The sequence below is a fragment of the Nostoc sp. genome, assembly GCF_036919575.1.
Taxonomy (GTDB): Bacteria; Cyanobacteriota; Cyanobacteriia; order Cyanobacteriales; family Nostocaceae; genus Nostoc.
Window position 1 is genome coordinate 1 of sequence record NZ_JBALBY010000010.1, and the last position, 18,841, is coordinate 18,841.

Genomic DNA, 18,841 nt, shown 5'->3' on the forward strand with positions numbered 1-18,841 from the left:
GCGTTGGTAAGACCATTAACGGTATCTATTTGATAGTCCGTGAGGGTTTCTAGTTCTTCCCAGCTTAAGGGTGCGGTAGTCATAGGGTGAGTTGCATAGGACAATTTTGTACTCTACAATATTTTCAATTACACTAAAGCTTAATTTAACGAACACATACCAACGTCCTATAGTATATCGAGAACTCGTATCGGTACATAGTATAAACATTCTATTCAGGCATTTTCTACCACGGTTCCTTGGTGATACACAATCTTCCAACCCTGCGGTGTCTGTCGCCAGATGGTTGAGCGTCGGGTAATGCGAGTACCTTGAATCAGGGTATAGGTTACAAGGTAGTTTTCGGCGGCAATCTCAAGGCAATGAAAGTCACAAGTCTGCCATGTGTCTTGCTCTGGGCTGGCGTAACGTTTCTCCATCTCATCCAACACATACTGCCGACTGTAACGCCGACCCGACGCACCTACTTCCCAAAATGTGGCTTCCGTCATCCGCTCAAAGTCGGAACGTGTCGTCCCCAATTCTGGGCGATGAAAGATCGGCTCCCGTTGTATGAGTTCGTTCAAAACATTCAGTATCTTTGGATCTGTGACTAAATTCGGCTCCATATTTTTTGACACCATATTCTAGTCAATTCCCCCTAACCCCCTTAAAAAAGAGGGGATCTAAAAAGCCCCCTTTTTAAGGGGGTTGGGGGATCTCTTATGCGTAAGTCCTATCTTCTTCAACATTTCCATTTTCGCTTTCTCAGTAATTACATTGACTTGAATCTCACCGATTAATTAGTAAAATCTAATACTACATCAAATTCAATATTTGTTTCTAGAAGATCCTGATAGCGTCAATATCAGACCAGAGGGCATTATCAGTCTCTAATAACCTTCCTAGCCAAGCGATCGCCTACTACATAATTAGACCCTTTACTACTACCAAACCGAGATGAACTGTTTTTATACTTTACAGAATCCAAGGTGACGAAACAGAACTCTGGTTTAGCTGAAGTCTTTCAACAAGTGATCAAGACAAATTCAGCGGTGAAGAAGGCAGAAGGCAGAAGGCAGAGGGCAGAAGGTAGCAATATGGTCTGCGGCTCACAACCCACACCAATTGCAGTCCACTAAATCGAGGATTTTAGTGGGGGACTTAAACCCTTGTTCCCTTTGGTCACGGGCTTCTTGGCAGGAGCCAGTATTCCCTTCTGCCTCCTGCCTCCTGCCCTCTGCCTTTCTTGTTAAAATTAGATACTGAAATTGCGTTTCAATTAAAAAATTTCGGATTTATACATTAACAGGGCAATAAAGCAACAGTTAGCTGTGGGTTATATCGAGAGTATTTTCGTGATTATTTCTCATAGTAAATTTTCGATTACCTGAAGCCGCAGGGTTGACTTGTTACCCCCCGGCTTCTTTGCATAAAAGACTACTTTACTTCTTAAGCAGTCTATTTATTTTTTGGAATTTCCTAACGACGTCTGCTGCCAAAACCACTTGAGCGGCGGGGCGCTGAACTACGCCCACTACCAAAACTACTACCAGAATTGCGTCTGGTGGTGCTGGAGTTACCAGAGGGTCGCAAGTTACTACCACCAAAACCAGAGCCAGAAGGACGGTTATTACCTGTAGTGCTACGCGGTGTATTGCGTATAGTTGAATTTCCAGGATATGACCTTCTAATTGTCCCTGTATTGCGGAACGCAGTGCGATTTGTCACGGCTGCGGGTGGCGCATTGTAGCGAGTTTGGTAGTTTTGAACTGCTTGGCCATAGCTTGGGCCATATCCACCGAAACCACTTAATCCTTGCCCTGATTGATAGACAGGGGGTACATAATATTGGGGTCTAAATAACAGACTACCAAGTGCCTGACCTGCCACAGCACCAGCCACAGACCCCGCAAAGGGTGCCCAGAAGCTGTTTTCTCGACGGACTACAACCGTCTCTTGTTGTCCTGTTTGGGGATTGGTTTTATTTTCGGTAACATTATGGACGTACTCAATTTTAAAGTCTTCCGTCAGATATAAAATCGGTTGTCCTTTTTCTACCTTTAGATAGGTTTTTTTACCCTGCTTGATTTGATCATCAGTTAACCGTGCCATTTGCAAATTTTCGGTTGCAAAGGTTGGGGGCTGATTGTTAAGTAAAAACAGGTTGTACTCACCACCTACATCGTCATAAGTAACTTGTTGTATTTGATACTCTCCGTCACTCAGCTTGGTGGTATTAGAGCTTTGGCTAACGTTCTTAGGTGAAGAATTAGTTTGGTTTTCGCCTCCACAAGCGACAGTTGTCAGACACAAACTCAGAGCTAAAAAAACGGCTGTAAATTTACGTACTATGGTCATGATCATTGGATTATTGTCCTATCTCTGAGCTTAACAATTTCTTGATGTAAGTAGTAAGTACGGACTACCCAACAGATTACAAAGGAATCAATTCTGGGTAATATTGCAACAATTGATCGCTAGTGAGTTCATCGCCTAACTGTGCTGGGGAGAAATGCACTTGGATTGCCTGAAGTTTATGTTTGTAGTGTAAATTGATTAAGGCTTTAAAAGCTTCCTTCAAGGACTGAACATTAGAAAGATCAGTTTCTAACTCTGGTATTTCTCCTTCGTAAGCTACCGTAATAATCACAATGACGTTGCGGGTTACAGGTATCGATAAAGGTTCATTCAATCCAGAGTCAGAACTATAATCTGGTTCACTGAGATATCTTTGGGCTGAGTCAGTAAATAATTCATTCACGTAATCTCCCGCCTCGCCTTCGTCCCAAAATACATCGCCTTCGTTGGCAGCAGAAAGCCAATATTCATCGTATTGCAGCAGGGTTTGACTAATTTCTACCAATTCTTCTCCCAAAACTTCTAAGTCGCCATCGGCATCGATCGCATTCCGTCCAGCACTATTTAATACTCCCAAAATTGGCGCTACCTCGCCTCCTCCTAAGTGCAGAAATAGGCGAAAGACTACATAGCGATTTCGACCGATCATTTTATTAAAGGTATCGCGCATTTTTATCCTCCAGAAATTTACTTTTTGTCATTTGTCATTTGTCATTTGTCATTTGTCCAATAATTAATGCCCCATGCCCCATGCCCCATGCCCAATGACTAATGACTAATATAGTGAAATCCTTTGACAAAATCCATAACCATATTTAACGAAGGTAATATATATTTTGTTGAGTCATAGGATATATCATAAGCTGAAGCATTGAGGGCAGAACGATTAATAAATCTTTTGCCAAAGTGAGGATTGTCATGGACAATCAAAGTGTAGGCGCTGGAATTTGTTAAAATTATTTGAGTTGGGGCTTTGCAAAAATTTAACTTTGCGGCTACTTCGATATTTTTTTTCATCTGTTTAATTGTTGTAGCCTGACTCATGGCTTGTTCTACAAGAGTATTTAATTTTTTTACCATATCGGGCAATTTTAAATCTTGGTTCGCCACAACTTGACTGTTAATAATTTCCACCATACTGGAAATATTCTTTTGGGTAGATGCGGCATCTAGAAAAGGAAGGATCACAATGTAAGCAGTGGGAAATAATCCTTCATCGCTATCTACATGAAATGTGAAAACAGTTCGACGACGCCCACTTTCGATGCTTGGAGGTTGTTTCAGCCCCCGATATTCCTGAGCAATTTGATAGTAAGCGCCAGCGATCGCAAAATTAGCTTCGTGTTCTAGGGTTGAATCAACAATAATCCGAATTGTTGGCGGTGTTTCGTTAAAAAAATCTCGTGAGTCTTGCGAATCGAACTTTTGGATAATAGAGCGATCGCCTGCGGGACTAAGATCAACCCATTCACAAATCATACCTTCGGTTTTTAAACCAAACCTGGAGGTGGCATAAAGTTTTGCCCCAGTTAAAGTTGCTCCTGTTAAGTCAGCACCGATCCATTCCGCTCTCATTAATTTTGCCTGAGTTAAATTGGCGTGTACTAAACTCGTATTCGTTAAATTGGCATTGCTTAAATCTGCGCCAATTAAATTAGCCCCGCTCAATTTTGCGCCGCTCAAATCTGCCCATCGGAGATTCGCCCCGCTCAAATCTCCCCACCGGAGGTTCGCCCCGCTCAAATCTGCCCCGCTCAGGTTAGCATGGCTGAAATTGGCTTGTCTGAGTTCGGCATCTCGCAAATTTGCGCCGCTCAAGTCAGAATGACTGAGGTCACTGGCATTTAAGTTAGCCATCTCCAAGTTGGCTCCCGTCAAGAAAGCGCCTCTCAAGTTAGCCCCACTCAAGTTAGCCTGACGGAGATTGGCTTGGCGGAGTGTCGCTTCTCGCAAATCAGCACTGGTGAGGTCAGCCTCCAATAAGTCGGCGCGACTCAGGTCAGCGCGAATTAACTCGGCGCGGATCAGCGAGGCTCCTCTAAGTTGAGCGCGACTGAGATCGGCTCGAATCAAATTAGCGACGTTGAGAGTGGCGTTGTTCAAGATGGCGCTACACAGATTCGCGCCACTTAGTCTGGTTATATTCAGCTTGGCATTGCTCAAGTTAGCTTCACTCAGATTCGCGCCACTCAGGTTGACTATACTCAAATTAGCATCGCTAAGATTGATGCCACTGAGTTTAGCCCCACTCAGGTTAGCTTCCGAGAGGTCAACACCACTAAAGTTTAAGACTCCGGCTGCGTATTGTTCCAGTAATTCCTCTACAGTCATTGATGCTACCCGTTATATAAAACTTATCCAAAGTTATCCAGACCAATCTCCCGTGAGAAAGATTATAGATAGCAAAGCGCGTTTACTTCCTAATTCACTCTGGAGATGTCGGCATCAACCAGTCCATAGGCTAGCATCACCTAACTGGCGACTCTTGACAAATTCACTGCGGCATTTAAGTCACGATCAATAATAAAGTGACAATGCTCACACTCAAACACTCTCTCACTTAAAGAAAGGCTTTCTTTCTTGCTCCCACAATTTGAGCAAGTTTTGCTGCTAGGGAACCATCTATCAACTACCACAAGTTTAGATCCGTAGAGTTCGCATTTATAAGTCAACTGACGACGAAACTCATAAAATCCCATATCAGCGATCGCCTTTGCCAGCTTGTGGTTAGACATGATGCCTTTGACATTCAGATCCTCAATTACTACCGTGCCGTGGTTCTTGGCAAGTAATGTGGTGAGTTTATGTAATGTGTCCTTGCGGATATTGGCTATTTTGGCGTGCAGCCTAGCAATCTCTATCTGTGCCTTTTTCAAGTTGGCCGAACCTTTAACTTTATGACGATTCAGCCATTGCATTCGAGAGAGTTTTGCTTCAAAGAAGCGGTAGGATTTAGATCCCACAATAACTTCACCATTTGAAAGAGTAGCTAGGGTTTTTATTCCCAGGTCAACTCCTACAATGCTTGTCCTAATAGATTGCTGTTGTTCAACCTCAAATCTGAAACTGATAAACCATTTCTTTGCTTGGCGAGATATTGATACTGACTTGGGATTGAGTTGGGGTAATCGCTCATAGGTTTTCAAAACTCCAATTTTCGGTACTTGGATTTTATTCGATCCAATGACCTTAATCACACCTTCAAGAGTAAAGCTATCGCGCAGTCCTTTTTTCTTGAAGTTTGGAAAAGAAGAAGTTTTTTTAAAGCATCTATCCCACGCAGTTCTCAACGACCGTAACGCCTCTTGTGGTGCTGATTTAGAGCATTCATAATACCACGGGCATTCAGGTTTTACTAATGCGACCAACCACTTATGGAGGTCAATCGCACTGGGAAACTTAATTTTGTCTATCGGGTTAATTTGATTGTGATCTAGGATTTGTTTGGTGAGCGCGAGTCCCCAGTTCCAAGCATGGCGGGAAACACCACAATGCTTTAACAACTGGGTACGTTCTGAGTTATTTAGTTTCAACTCTGTCTTAAACCCTAAGAGCATCTATCTAAGTTTTGGTGCTACACTGTCTAGTATACCACACAATAAAGAAGTATGGGTACTATAAAATTCAAACCACAGAAGAAGTTAGCCTACGACAAAACACCTCTTCAGTTGAAAGTTTCGCTAGGTGTTAGGGAAAAAGTTATGGCTATTTCAGGTTGGCAAGAAATATTGAGAGATTTCCTAGATGAAATGATCGCTAAAAACGAAAAACGTACTTAAATCAAACAAGATTGATCAGGTAAAGACCAAGTATTTTGCAATTTAGTTTAACCCTTGGATGCCAACTTTAATAGTTGGTAAAGTCAGAAAAAACGGAATGTCAAAATCAAAAATGAATATTGGGATTTTAGGATTGGGACTGATCGGCGGATCTTTGGGTTTTGATTTGCGATCGCAAGGACATCATATCTTAGGAGTCAGTCGCCGTGAAGCCACCTGTCAAAAGGCAGTTGCCCTCGGCAGTGTTGATCGAGCATCAGTTGATCTGAGCCTGTTAGCAGCCGCAGAAGTTGTATTTATTTGTACACCTCTAGCCCTTATTGTGCCCCAATTTGAACAGTTGATCGCTCATTTGTCTGTCGCTACCGTTGTGACTGATGTGGGTTCGGCGAAAGCACAGATAGTTAAGGCGATTTCTCCCCTTTGGAAGAATTTTATCGGCGGTCATCCAATGGCGGGAACAGCAGATAGTGGGATAGAAGCTGCACAACGCTATTTATTTGTCGATAAACCTTATGTCTTAACACCGACAAGTACAACACCAACTACAGCAATTACAGTTGTGGAAGAAATTGTGCGATCGCTGGGAGCGAATATCTACTATTGTCAACCAGAGCAACATGACGGCGCTGTGAGTTGGATTTCCCATTTACCTGTAATGGTCAGTTCCTCGTTAATTGCGGCTTGTTTGAGTGAAACTGACCCAGATGTTTTGCAATTAGCCCAAAAGTTAGCTAGTTCAGGTTTTCGGGATACCAGTCGTGTCGGTGGTGGGAATCCAGAGTTGGGCGTGATGATGGCGCGGTATAATCGTCAAGCATTGCTGCGATCGCTGCAACAATATCGTCACAATCTCGATGAGTTGACTAACTTAATTGAGCAAGAAAATTGGACAGTTTTAGAGTCAAAGTTAAAATCAACCCAACAGGCACGACCTGATTTTGTTGAATAGTCGTCGGGTGCGTTCAGCTATGGATAACGCACCCATTTTCACATTTCAATTCTGAATTCTGAATTCTGAATTCTGACTACTGACTACTGAATTCTTTTCTGATAAAATCTTAAAAAAAAATGCTACTTAACAGCTTGATAGTCACCAAACCGATGTAGTATAAAGATAAAAGATAAATTTACAAAAATCAACAATGGTAGAACGCCCAATCAAGAAATCGGAACGTCAGTCCCAAGGAAGTACTGACAACAATTCCGACAAGTCGGATTCTATATCTCCGATTGAATCCAACCCCAAAAGCTCAAAACCGACCCGTAATCGTTCGTCAGGCACAGAGAAAAAAGCATCCAACTATGGGGATGATAACAGGCAACCGGGGAATCCTGCCCTAGCGCGTGGTCCAAAACCGGTTAAACCTCCAGCCAAAGTCAAAACAGAAGAACTTGAAACCGAATCAGAACCTATCTCTGAGGAGTCTGAAGAGTAACATTACATAGTGTTGCGTGTGATGTGGGAGGCTATAAGCGGATAAACACTGGGATTTCTGGCATCGAAGACAGCGATCGTGCCCCACATCACCTAATGGTGATTTTTATGCTGAATGCTTTTATATTAAATATTTATCGTTTTTTGGTTTAAGCATGCGGGTAGTTGGTGCGAGTCCCAAACTTGCGGTGTATGGTGGTAGGACTTACGCAAAACCACACACTGTAGGGGCAATTCATGAACATTGGTGTCAGCTTAAGGCAAAACCCTTTTAAAATCTCGTTTCCAGCCAGAGGCTGGAAATGCAGTTACTGGTGGCTCTGCCGCGAGTTACAGAGGCGGAGCCTCAATGAGGGGCATTCCCAGTCGGAGACTCTTAACGAGACAAAGGGCTTACTGTGTCACTTTGCCGAAGTGCGGGATATACCTACGCATAATTTGGCTAACTCTATTAAATTGGGACTTCCTTTAGCTTTAGCTGGGATGTTTCGGGGTATTTCATTCTTTTTTCTTTTAGCAGCAGATATATTAATTTACAACCGAGTGCGAATTAGATAAGAGGGAGATGAGGGAGCAGGGGGAAATAACACAATGCCCAATGCCCCATGCCCAATGCCCAATGCCCAATGACTAATATTTAAGGAGATTTAATGTGTCCAGTCATAAATTAGCTGTAAGTTTAAAAGTCGCAATCATTATATTGCTTACTGGTGTTAGTACTTTGGGTATCAGTCTGCTTGTAGGCACAACTAGATTTAACCATCTGTTGGGAATTCAAACACCAAAAGGCAAGAATACGAGAGCGGGTTTAGGTAGGGTGATGAGTGCATCTGCACAGGCTGTTTCCCCAGCAATAAACCAGATGAATGAAGTGCCAAAGGAATTTCAGGGAACAATCGTTTATCAAGCGAAACTAAAAGCAAATGAGAAAGTCATCGCCTTGAGTTTTGATGATGGACCTGGCCCCAAAAATACGGCACAGATTTTAGAAATTTTGAAGAAAAATCAAATCAAGGCAACATTCTTCATGATTGGAGAAATGGTGAAATATTTTCCAAAAGTTGCCAAGCAAGTGGCTGCTGATGGTCATGTAATTGGCAATCACACATGGCATCATTGGTATTTTCAAATGGATGGAGCAACTGCGGCTAGTGAAATTGATCGCACAGCAGAGATCATCTACAAGACGACAGGAGAGAAAACCACTCTGTTTCGTCCCCCTGGTGGCTTTTTGAATAATGGATTAGCCCAATATGCCAAAAACAAGAAGTACGCCGTCATGATGTGGTCAGAAGAGTCGGGAGACGCTGAACGTCGTTCGCCTCAAGTGCCAATGCTGGTCAAAAATGTGCTGAAATATGCAAAACCAGGTGCAATTGTACTGTTGCACGATGGGGGCGGCAACCGTTCCAAATCTGTCAAGGCTTTACCAGAAATGATCGCAGGTTTGAAAGCCCAAGGCTATCGATTTGTGACGATTCCCCAATTACTGGAAATACAAGCCCAAGAACAAAGTGTGGTAATGGCAGTATCACCTACAGTTACAAAGGATGAACATTCAAACCATGAGCTTAATCATCAGTGATATAGGACTTACGCACGAGTTACGGAATAACGAACCGCAGAGGCGCAGAGAAGCCAGTGCATTGCGGGGGTTCCCACGCCACTTGACGCCAGTCGCTACAAGTCGGCAGAGCCGCCCAACGCGCTGGCTCCTTTATACCGGGGAACCCGTCCACCGCAGTGGCTCCCCGTTGTAGCAACTGGCGCGGCACGGAGAAATCAGAGTTTGAGAGATATTTTGCGTAAGTCCTATGATAATTAAAAATTGGAGCTTAAACCCACACGAAAAGTGAATCCAGGGCTATATATGCGATTAACTCGCTCATATTGCTCACCGAGTAGATTTTCTAAGTAAAGTGTCAGCCCTAAATTGCTAGTTAGAGGTATACGACCGCTCAAATCTAAATTCACAAAAGATGGTGCAAAATCTGTAGCCTTGTCACTAGGGTTAGCGAAAATCGATCTACGAGCGCCACTATTGTAAGTAACATACAAGTTAGCCTGCCAACCCGCATTTTGATAACCTACACCACTTTGAAGTACAGAGTAGGGAATCAAACCTAATTGTAAACCTTTTTCTGAGCCTGTTTTTATTTGGGAATCTGTATAAGTATAGTTGAGGAAAGTTGACCAGCCAGCCGCAATTTTTAATTGCAATGCAGCCTCTAAACCATTGGTATCTACTAGCCCAATGTTTGCCCATTTTCCGGCGATGACTCCCAAGCGATCGCCTATACTACTACCAAAGTAAGTAAACTGTCCAATCAGATTTTCCGAAAAATTGACATCTACTCCCGCACTCCAAGTAGAGCCATTTTCCGGTCTTAAATCAGGATTAGGTTCCCAACCATGAACTGTATCATAAACATACAACTGATCTAACCCAGGATTGCGTTGTCCCCCTGCCCAACTTCCCCGCACTGCAACTACTGGTGTGACGGCATAACGTAACCCAACACTAGGGTTGAGATAATTTCCAAACTGGCTGTCAAAGCTTTGCCTTAGCCCTAAATCTATCAGAAAATCCTCGCTAATATTCCAAGTATTGACAGCAAATAAAGCTGTATTGAATAAACTCTTATCTTCAGTTTCGTTATTGGCAATCCTACTAGGATCTGTACTCAAAACATCACCGGTTAAGTCGGTGTTTTTCAAATCTAATCCCCAGCGCAATTTATTATTGGAAGTAACTTTCCAATCATGCTCTACCCTAGCTGTGAGTTGTTGTGTATCTAAAGCTCCTGTACGGTAAAATGCTCCTGTAGGGCCATAGGTACTAAAATAATCTTGGTTATAACCAATTGAGGTTATAATATTGGAGCTTTCCCCATTACCTAATCGAGTTTTCCAGGATAAGCCAACGTTTAAACCATCGTGGTCTAATCTATCTCTTTGGAGAGGGAAACCGAAATAAATTAAGCCGCGACGACTGCTGAATTGACTAACATCTAAATTCAATGAATTTTTCTGATCTAAATCTAGTCCAATGCTACCAAAGTAGGTACTTGTAGCTGTGTCTGCATTTGATAAAAAACCCTGATTATCACGATTTGCTGCACCTACAGGGACGCGATAACGATTATCTGTAAAAAATCTTTCAAAGCTAAAGTTGTACTTGACATTAGCAGATGAACCACCATAGGTTACTTGTTGATTATTTAAACTCAATGAGCCAAATTCTGCACTAGCACTCAATTTAGGTTTGCCATAACCTGACTTGGTGATGATATTCACAACTCCCCCAAAGGCTGATGAACCATACAAAGCGGAGGCTGTGCCGCTATATAATTCTACTCGTTCAATCGCCTCTACCGGAATACTATTTAAGTCAGTTCCACCATGATAAATGTTGACGTTATTGTTAATTGGTCTGCCATTAATCAAAAATACAGATTGATTAATTGAGGCTCCCCGATAGTATGTGCCTGTGTGAATATCTGCACCATGACCGACATCATTGATCGCAAAACCAGGCATTCTTTTCAAAATATCGGCTAAACTTTTAGCGCCCTGCTTTTTAATTTCTTCTTGATTAATTACGTAAGTTGGAGTAGATTGAGGTAGGTTATCTGGTTCTGCGATCGCTTCTATAGAAATGTCTGGCTCATCGCTTGGAGTTTGCTCTGTTTCTGGCTGAGTTTCTGGATTAACTTCATTCGGTGCAGATTGTTGAGTTAATAATTCGGCATTAGTGGCGGGTAGCTCGATTTCACTCAAACTCGGAATATCTGAAATCAACCGAAGTGATTTATCAGTATTTCTCTGCTTAATTTCACTCTCAATAGCAAAGCTAGGAAACGCTATCAGTAAACTCGGTAAAGCTACTGTTAGCAACGAAAAATCCTTTTTCACGTTCTCTTTCACACCAAGTAAAAACAGTCACCAAGTAGTATTGTTGCTGTAATAGTAAAATCATGTCAAAAGACAGGCTGTCATATTCCCACGAGTCAGATTTTCGACTTGGTTGAGAAATCGGGAATCTGGTTATATTTGGGGCATACTGCCGTCAGCGCGATCGCGCCTACCGCTCAATATATAGGGATTAATCAGATTAATTTGAACTCTGTTGAGTCGCATCAAAATATTTCATTGCGATGAAGCAAATATAAATTTGTTATAAAGGCGTTCTTGCACGAACACCGTAAATGGTAACGTATTTCTGTAATATGCAGCACTTAACCTTGTATTAGCACTTTTTGTAACCAAATCACATAAATATTAACACGTTAAATTCTGTGCTACGTACTAGTCAGTCCAAAGGTGAATCTTCGAGAAATATTACTCTTCCTTAAGGGTAATGGATGAAGTTTGCCGAAAATATCAATTTTGAACCAAGTTATTTGTGCCTTGAAACAGTACAAACTGCAAATTCACAACTGAAGTTACTGAAAAAATCGATTTAGGTAGGTAAAAATTATGGCAGATATCATTGGAACCGACGATAGTGATACTTTAGTGGGCAGCGACGACAACGACACTATTAAGGGTTTTGCAGGCGACGACACCATCACAAATTCCTTTGGCGACGACACCTTGACTGGTGACGGTGGCAAGGATAAATTTAAATTTGTTTACAACTCCTTAAGTTACAACGGCAACAGTGCTACTATCACCGATTTCGGTGGAGTAGGTAAAGGAACAAACCCCACAGCAGCAGTCATTGCCGAAGTAGACACCCTAATATTTTCGGGCAATGATAGTTTTACTGCCCGAAATCTACAGCTGACCCAGAATGACAACAATCTGGAAATCAGCTTTGAAGGGGTAAATGATGCCTCAGTTACCCTGCAAAACTTTGCTTTGGAAAATCTAGATAATCTCAGCAAATCTACAGGAGCCAGTGTAGATATAGGCAATATCCAGTTTAATGGGCAAACTAGCATCACGGACAGCTTTGATGTTTTCAATGCCAACTCCACCCAAAGCACTATCTTCAATAAAAACACAGTCACCTTCCTTAACGATCTCAACAATAATGTTAACGGTTTTGACAACTCAGATGATGTGATCAATGGTCAGGGGGGTGATGACCTCATTGACGGCAAAAGTGGCAACGACTTTTTGAGAGGTGGGGCGGGGAATAATACTCTCATTGGTGGCGCTGGTGACGATACCTTGAGTGCTGACAATTCATCAGGCGATAACCTGCTTTTTGGCGGCGATGGCAATGATTCTCTCTTTGCCTATAACGGCAATAATACCCTCAACGGTGGTAATGGCGATGATATCCTCACACGTGGCTATGGTGATGGCGATGATATCCTCACAGGTGGCGGTGGTAAGGATAAATTTATTTACAACTTCTCAGGTAACACATACGCAACTGAGACCATCACCGATTTCGGTGGAGTAGGTAAAGGAACACACCCCACAGCAGCAGTCATTGCCGAAGTGGACACCCTAATATTTTCGGGCGATGGCTTGACTGCCCGAAATCTAGAGCTGACCCAGAATCACAACAATCTGGAAATCAGGTTTGCAGGGGTAAATAATGCCTCAGTTATCCTGCAAAACTTTGCTTTGGAAAATCTAGATAATCTCAGCAAATCTACAGGAGCCAGTGTAGATATAGGCAATATCCAGTTTAATGGGCAAACTAGCATCACAGACAGCTTTGATGTCTTCAATGCCAACTCCACCCAAAGCACTATCTTCAATAAAAACACAGTCACCTTCCTTAACGACCTCAACAATCATGTTGACGGTTTTGACAACTCAGATGATGTGATCAATGGTGAGGGGGGTGATGACCTCATTGACGGCAAGAGTGGCAACGACCTTTTGAGAGGTGGTGCAGGGAATAATACTCTCATTGGTGGTGCGGGCAATGACACCCTCGTTGGTGGTAGAGGGAATGAATTCTTCACACCGAATGACACCCTCGTTGGTGGTAGGGGCAATAACTCCCTCGTTGGTGGTACTGGTAACGATTACTTGGATGTTGAATTGTCAACAGGCAATAACACCCTCAACGGTGGCGTTGGTGACGATAACTTGATTGCTAAAGGTTCAACAGGTAAGAACCTGCTCTTTGGGGACGATGGCAATGATTCTCTAGACATCTCTTATATCTCAGACAACGGTGGCGGTGGATCATCAGGCAATAATACCCTCAACGGTGGGGCAGGTAACGATATCTTGAATGCTAGTGGTTCTTCAGGCGATAACCTGCTCTCTGGAGGCGATGGCAATGATTTTCTAAACATCTCTGGCGGTGAAACATATTCTTCCGCCACTACTTCAACAGGCAATAATACCCTCAACGGTGGTGCAGGTGACGATACCTTGAATGGTAGCGGTTCATTCGGCCATAACCTACTCTCTGGGGGCGATGGCAATGATTTTCTAGATATCTCTGGCTATTCCACATCATCTGATGTGGGCTCCACTAACAATCAATCAGTAGGCAATAATACCCTCAACGGTGGTGCAGGTGACGATACCTTGACTGCTGGCGGTTCAACAGGCAATAACCTACTCTCTGGAGGCGATGGCAATGATTTTCTAGATATCTCTGGTAGTAGTTCAGCAGGTCAGTACAGCTCCTTCGCCGGTCAATCAGTAGGCAATAATACCCTTAACGGTGGTGCAGGTAGCGATACCTTGGATGCTAGTGGTTCTTCGGGCAATAATATTCTCTACGGTGGTACAGGTAAAGATGTCTTGATTGCTACCGATTCAACAGGTAATAATATTCTCAACGGTGGTGCTGGCAATGACAGCCTTTATGGTGGTGAAGGGAATGATACCTTTGCTTTCGATTCTTACAAAGAAGGTAGTGATAGTCTTTATGATTTCCACGCCACTAAGGATCGGATTCAGGTATCTGCTCATGGTTTTGGTGGCGGGTTGTCAACACATTCACTAAAAGCGGATCAGTTTACGATCGGCACATCTGCGACGACAAGCAATCAGCGATTTATCTATAACGACATCACAGGTGCATTGTACTTTGACCTTGACGGTAGCGCACATGGCTTTACTCAGGTAAAATTTGCACAATTATCAGCAGGATTGTCACTAACCCAAAACAATTTTGTGGTTGTTTAATCGTCAGTAGCGTTTTACCATTACTAAGCAGTATGTGTTGTGAGGTGCTTAAAATAGCACCTTGCATTCGATTGCTCAATGTAAGTCATTTTGATCAGCGATCGCCATTTTTGCACAGATATAATGAAGTGTATACTTGTTAACACGAAAGAGAATTTTTAATTAATTTCTAACCCACCCGGTACAAGGGAAATCAAAATTTATCAAATATATTTGGGGCATACTGCCGTCAGCGCGATCGCGCCTACCGCTCAATAAATAGGGATTAATCAGATTAATGTGAACTCTGTTGAGTCGCATCAAAATATTTCATTGTGATGAAGCAAATATAAATTTGTTGTAAAGGCGTTGTTGCACGAACACGGTAAATGGTAATATCTGACCGTAATATGCAGCACTTAACCTTATGATAGCACTTTTTGTAAGCAAATCACATAAATATTAACACGTTAAATTCCGTGCTACGTACAAGTCAGTCCAAAGGTGAATCTTCGAGAAATATTACTCTTCCTTAAGGGTAACGGATGAAGTTTGCCGAAAATATCAATTTTGAACAAAGTTATTTGTGCCTTGAAATAGCACAAACTGCAAATTCACAACTGAAGTTACTGAAAAAATCGATTTATTTAGGTAGGTAAAAATTATGGCAGATATCATTGGAACCAATGGTAATGATACTCTAGTGGGCAGCGATGAGGACGACACGATTAACGGTAAAGCAGGCAACGATACCATTCTATCTTCCTATGGCTACAATACCTTAACTGGTGGAGGCGGCAACGATAAATTTGTTTACCGCAACATCGGCAACATCGGCTACATCGGTGATATTATCACCGATTTCGGTGGAGTAGGTAAAGGAACACACCCCACAGCAGCAGTCATTGCCGAAGTGGACACCCTAACATTTTCGGGCGATGGCTTGACTGCCCGAAATCTAGAGCTGACCCAGAATGACAACAATCTGCAAATCAGCTTTCAAGGGGTAGATGGTGTCTTTGTTACCCTGCAAAACTTTGCTTTGGAAAATCTAGATAATCTCAGCAAATCTACAGGAGCGAGTGTAGACTTAGGCAATATCCAGTTTGATGGGCAAACTAGCATCACAGACAGCTTTGATGTTTTCAATGCCAACTCCACCCAAAGCACTATCTTCAACAAAAACACAGTCACCTTCCTTAACGACCTCGACAATAATGTTAACGGCTTTGACAATTCAGATGATGTGATCAATGGTCAGGGAGGTGATGACCTCATTGACGGCAAAAGTGGCAACGATTATCTACGTGGTGGTGCGGGGAATAATACCCTCAACGGTGGCGCTGGTGACGATACCTTGAGTGCTGACAATTCATCAGACGATAACTTACTTTCTGGGGGCGATGGCAATGATTCTCTTTCTGCCTCTGATGGCCAGGGTAATAATACCCTCAACGGTGGTAATGGCGATGATACCCTCACAGGTGGTAATGGCGATGATATCCTCACAGGTGGTAATGGCGATGATATCCTCAACGGTGGCTCTGGCAGTGATATCCTCAACGGTGGTAATGGCGATGATATCTTCATCCTCACAGGTGGCCCTGGCAGTGATACCCTCACAGGTGGCGGTGGCAAGGATAAATTTGTTTACAACTCCTTAGATTACCACAACGGTGCTACCATCACCGATTTCGGTGGAGTAGGTAAAGGAACAAACCCCACAGCAGCAGTCATTGCTGAAGTGGACACCCTAACATTCCAGGGCGATGGCTTTACTGCCCGAAATCTACAGCTGACCCAGAATGACAACAATCTGGAAATCAGCTTTGAAGGGGTAGATGGTGCCCCACTTATCCTGCAAAACTTTGCCTTGGAAAACCTACACAACCTAAGCTTATCTACAGGAGCCAGTGTAGACTTAGGCAATATCTTGTTTAATGGGCAAACTAGCATCACGGATAGCTTTGATGTCTTCAATGCCAACTCCACTCAAAGCACTATCTTCAATAAAAACACAGTCACCTTCCTTAACGACCTCAACAATCATGTTAACGGCTTTGATAACTCAGATGATGTGATCAATGGTCAGGGGGGTGATGACCTCATTAACGGCAAAAGTGGCAACGACTTTTTGAGAGGTGGTGCGGGGAATAATACCCTCATTGGTGGCGCTGGTGACGATACCTTGAGTGCTGACAATTCATCAGGCGATAACCTGCTTTTTGGGGGCGATGGCAATGATTCTCTCTTTGCCTATAACGGCAATAATACCCTCAACGGTGGTAATGGCGATGATATCCTCACTGGTGGTAATGGTAAGGATATCCTCACTGGTGGCGGTGGTAAGGATAAATTTATTCACAACTTTAACTACGATAACAGTGCTACCATCACCGATTTCGGTGGAGTAGGTAAAGGAACCCACCCCACAGCAGCAGTCATTGCCGAAGTGGATACCCTAATATTGCAGGGCGATGGCTTAACTGCCCAAAATCTGCTGCTGACCGAGAATGGCAAGAATCTGGAAATCAGCTTTGCAGGGGTTAATGGTGCCCCACTTATCCTGCAAAACTTTGCCTTGGAAAACCTAGATAACCTCAGCAAATCTACAGGAGCCAGTGTAGACTTAGGCAATATCTTGTTTGATGGGCAAACTAGCATCACAGACAGCTTTGATGTCTTCAATGCCAACTCCACCCAAAGCACTATCTTCAACAAGAACACAGTCACCTTCCTTAACGACCTCAACAATCATGTTGACGGTTTTGACAACTCAGATGATACGATCAATGGTCAGGGGGGTGATGACCTCATTGACGGTAAAAGTGGCAACGACTTTTTGAGAGGGTGTCTGGGCAATGACTCCCTCGTTGGTGGTGCGGGCGATGACTCCCTCTTTGGTGGTACAGGGAATGAATCGTTCACACAGAATGACTCCCTCGTTGGTGGTGCGGGCAATGACTCCCTCGTTGGTGGTACTGGTAACGATTACTTGGATATTCAATTTTCAACAGGCAATAACACCCTCAAGGGTGGCGTTGGTGACGATAACTTGATTGCTACTGGTTCAACAGGTAAGAACCTGCTCTTTGGGGACGATGGCAATGATTCTCTAGACATCGCTTCTTTCCCAAGCGGCGCCGCTGGTTCAACAGGTAATAATACCCTCAACGGTGGGGCAGGTAACGATACCTTGACTGCTAGCGGTTCGTATGGCGATAACCTGCTCTCTGGGGGCGATGGCAATGATGCTCTAAACATCTCTGGCGCTCAAACATATTCTTCCGGCAATAGTACAACAGGCAGTAATACCCTCAACGGTGGTGCAGGTGACGATACCTTGACTGCTAGCGGTTCATATGGTAGTAACCTACTCTCTGGGGGCGATGGCAATGATTTTCTAGATATCTCTGGTAGTAATTCAGGAGATGACGAGGGCTTCGGTAGCTCCAACAGTCAATCAACAGGCAATAACACCCTCAACGGTGGTGCAGGTGACGATACCTTGAATGCTGGCGGTTCAACAGGCAATAACCTACTCTCTGGGGGCGATGGCAATGATTATCTTGACATCTCTGGTAGTAGTTCAGCAAATCGGTACGGCTACTTCGACGGTCAAACATCACGCAATAATACCCTCAACGGTGGTGCAGGTAACGATACCTTGGATGCTAGTGGTTCTTCGGGCAATAATATTCTCTACGGTGGTACAGGTAAAGATGTCTTGATTGCTACCGATTCAACAGGTAATAATATTCTCAACGGTGGTGCTGGCAATGACAGCCTTTATGGTGGTGAAGGGAATGATACCTTTGCTTTCGATTCTTACAAAGAAGGTAGTGATAGTCTTTATGATTTCCACGCCACTAAGGATCGGATTCAGGTATCTGCTCATGGTTTTGATGGCGGGTTGTCAACACATTCACTAAAAGCGGATCAGTTTACGATCGGAACATCTGCGACGACAAGCAATCAGCGATTTATCTATAACGACATCACCGGTGCATTGTACTTTGACCTTGACGGTAGCGCACATGGCTTTACTCAGGTAAAATTTGCACAATTATCAGCCGGATTGTCACTAACCAAAAACAATTTTGTGGTTGTTTAATCGTCAGTAGCATTTTACCATTACTAAGCAGTATGTGTTGCGAGGTGCTATTTTAAGCACCTCGCATTCGATTGCTCA

The 18,841-nt window shown here is 43.3% G+C and carries 14 protein-coding genes; 8 read left to right on the plus strand and 6 right to left on the minus strand.

Going from position 1 to position 18,841, the window contains the following annotated elements:
- Positions 1–215: 215 nt before the first annotated feature.
- Positions 216–608 carry a nuclear transport factor 2 family protein gene (locus tag V7K27_RS03130; RefSeq protein ID WP_334944212.1) on the minus strand — a complete coding sequence of 131 codons (393 nt, stop codon included), beginning with the start codon at positions 606–608 and terminating at the stop codon, positions 216–218.
- A gap of 363 nt (positions 609–971) precedes the next feature.
- Between V7K27_RS03130 and V7K27_RS03135 the strand changes: the two genes are divergently transcribed.
- Positions 972–1,121: a hypothetical protein gene (locus V7K27_RS03135; protein ID WP_334944214.1), complete on the plus strand. Its 150-nt coding sequence runs from the start codon at positions 972–974 to the stop codon at positions 1,119–1,121.
- Positions 1,122–1,461: 340 nt separating this feature from the next.
- On the opposite strand, the gene V7K27_RS03140 is transcribed toward V7K27_RS03135, so the two are convergent.
- The 4 genes from V7K27_RS03140 to V7K27_RS03155 all read right to left on the minus strand — a co-directional run bounded on the left by V7K27_RS03140 (position 1,462) and on the right by V7K27_RS03155 (position 5,897).
- Positions 1,462–2,346: a hypothetical protein gene (locus tag V7K27_RS03140; protein WP_334944216.1), complete on the minus strand. Its 885-nt coding sequence runs from the start codon at positions 2,344–2,346 to the stop codon at positions 1,462–1,464.
- A gap of 70 nt (positions 2,347–2,416) precedes the next feature.
- On the minus strand, positions 2,417–3,010 hold the full coding sequence (locus tag V7K27_RS03145; protein ID WP_334944218.1) for a DUF1517 domain-containing protein: 594 nt from the start codon (positions 3,008–3,010) through the stop codon (positions 2,417–2,419).
- Positions 3,011–3,108: 98 nt separating this feature from the next.
- On the minus strand, positions 3,109–4,671 hold the full coding sequence (locus V7K27_RS03150; RefSeq protein ID WP_334944220.1) for a pentapeptide repeat-containing protein: 1,563 nt from the start codon (positions 4,669–4,671) through the stop codon (positions 3,109–3,111).
- A 140-nt stretch (positions 4,672–4,811) separates the two neighbouring features.
- Positions 4,812–5,897 (minus strand): RNA-guided endonuclease InsQ/TnpB family protein, encoded by a 1,086-nt coding sequence (locus V7K27_RS03155; RefSeq protein WP_334944222.1) that lies wholly within the window; start codon positions 5,895–5,897, stop codon positions 4,812–4,814.
- A gap of 51 nt (positions 5,898–5,948) precedes the next feature.
- Here V7K27_RS03155 and V7K27_RS03160 point away from each other — a divergent pair, with 51 nt between their 5' ends.
- From V7K27_RS03160 to V7K27_RS03180, 5 genes are all read left to right on the plus strand, one after another.
- Positions 5,949–6,119, plus strand: a complete 171-nt coding sequence (locus V7K27_RS03160) for a hypothetical protein (protein WP_334944224.1) — start codon at positions 5,949–5,951, stop codon at positions 6,117–6,119.
- A 112-nt stretch (positions 6,120–6,231) separates the two neighbouring features.
- The gene (locus V7K27_RS03165) at positions 6,232–7,071 is read left to right on the plus strand and encodes a prephenate/arogenate dehydrogenase (RefSeq protein ID WP_334944676.1); all 840 of its coding nucleotides are present in this window, start codon (positions 6,232–6,234) and stop codon (positions 7,069–7,071) included.
- A 193-nt stretch (positions 7,072–7,264) separates the two neighbouring features.
- A complete protein-coding gene (locus V7K27_RS03170) occupies positions 7,265–7,558 on the plus strand; it encodes a hypothetical protein (protein WP_334944226.1) in 294 nt (97 codons plus the stop codon).
- A gap of 236 nt (positions 7,559–7,794) precedes the next feature.
- The gene (locus V7K27_RS03175; protein ID WP_334944227.1) at positions 7,795–8,115 is read left to right on the plus strand and encodes a hypothetical protein; all 321 of its coding nucleotides are present in this window, start codon (positions 7,795–7,797) and stop codon (positions 8,113–8,115) included.
- Between the two features lie 94 nt (positions 8,116–8,209).
- A complete protein-coding gene (locus V7K27_RS03180) occupies positions 8,210–9,142 on the plus strand; it encodes a polysaccharide deacetylase family protein (RefSeq protein WP_334944229.1) in 933 nt (310 codons plus the stop codon).
- A gap of 236 nt (positions 9,143–9,378) precedes the next feature.
- On the opposite strand, the gene V7K27_RS03185 is transcribed toward V7K27_RS03180, so the two are convergent.
- Positions 9,379–11,472, minus strand: a complete 2,094-nt coding sequence (locus tag V7K27_RS03185) for a TonB-dependent receptor plug domain-containing protein (protein ID WP_334944231.1) — start codon at positions 11,470–11,472, stop codon at positions 9,379–9,381.
- Positions 11,473–12,036: 564 nt separating this feature from the next.
- On the opposite strand from V7K27_RS03185, the gene V7K27_RS03190 reads away from it, so the two are divergent.
- On the plus strand, positions 12,037–14,670 hold the full coding sequence (locus V7K27_RS03190; RefSeq protein ID WP_334944233.1) for a calcium-binding protein: 2,634 nt from the start codon (positions 12,037–12,039) through the stop codon (positions 14,668–14,670).
- 643 nt (positions 14,671–15,313) lie between these two features.
- Complete coding sequence (locus V7K27_RS03195; RefSeq protein ID WP_334944235.1) at positions 15,314–18,763, plus strand: beta strand repeat-containing protein; 3,450 nt, start codon at positions 15,314–15,316, stop codon at positions 18,761–18,763.
- Positions 18,764–18,841: the final 78 nt, after the last annotated feature.

What these genes read in the sequence shown, in the direction of transcription:
- V7K27_RS03155 (WP_334944222.1), bottom strand. Translation starts at nt 5,897, where the DNA reads ATGCTCTTAGGGTTTAAGACAGAGTTGAAACTAAATAACTCAGAACGT.
- V7K27_RS03195 (WP_334944235.1), top strand. Translation starts at nt 15,314, where the DNA reads ATGGCAGATATCATTGGAACCAATGGTAATGATACTCTAGTGGGCAGC.
- V7K27_RS03190 (WP_334944233.1), top strand. Translation starts at nt 12,037, where the DNA reads ATGGCAGATATCATTGGAACCGACGATAGTGATACTTTAGTGGGCAGC.
- V7K27_RS03130 (WP_334944212.1), bottom strand. Translation starts at nt 608, where the DNA reads ATGGAGCCGAATTTAGTCACAGATCCAAAGATACTGAATGTTTTGAAC.
- V7K27_RS03175 (WP_334944227.1), top strand. Translation starts at nt 7,795, where the DNA reads ATGAACATTGGTGTCAGCTTAAGGCAAAACCCTTTTAAAATCTCGTTT.
- V7K27_RS03170 (WP_334944226.1), top strand. Translation starts at nt 7,265, where the DNA reads ATGGTAGAACGCCCAATCAAGAAATCGGAACGTCAGTCCCAAGGAAGT.
- V7K27_RS03150 (WP_334944220.1), bottom strand. Translation starts at nt 4,671, where the DNA reads ATGACTGTAGAGGAATTACTGGAACAATACGCAGCCGGAGTCTTAAAC.
- V7K27_RS03145 (WP_334944218.1), bottom strand. Translation starts at nt 3,010, where the DNA reads ATGCGCGATACCTTTAATAAAATGATCGGTCGAAATCGCTATGTAGTC.
- V7K27_RS03165 (WP_334944676.1), top strand. Translation starts at nt 6,232, where the DNA reads ATGAATATTGGGATTTTAGGATTGGGACTGATCGGCGGATCTTTGGGT.
- V7K27_RS03140 (WP_334944216.1), bottom strand. Translation starts at nt 2,346, where the DNA reads ATGATCATGACCATAGTACGTAAATTTACAGCCGTTTTTTTAGCTCTG.
- V7K27_RS03160 (WP_334944224.1), top strand. Translation starts at nt 5,949, where the DNA reads ATGGGTACTATAAAATTCAAACCACAGAAGAAGTTAGCCTACGACAAA.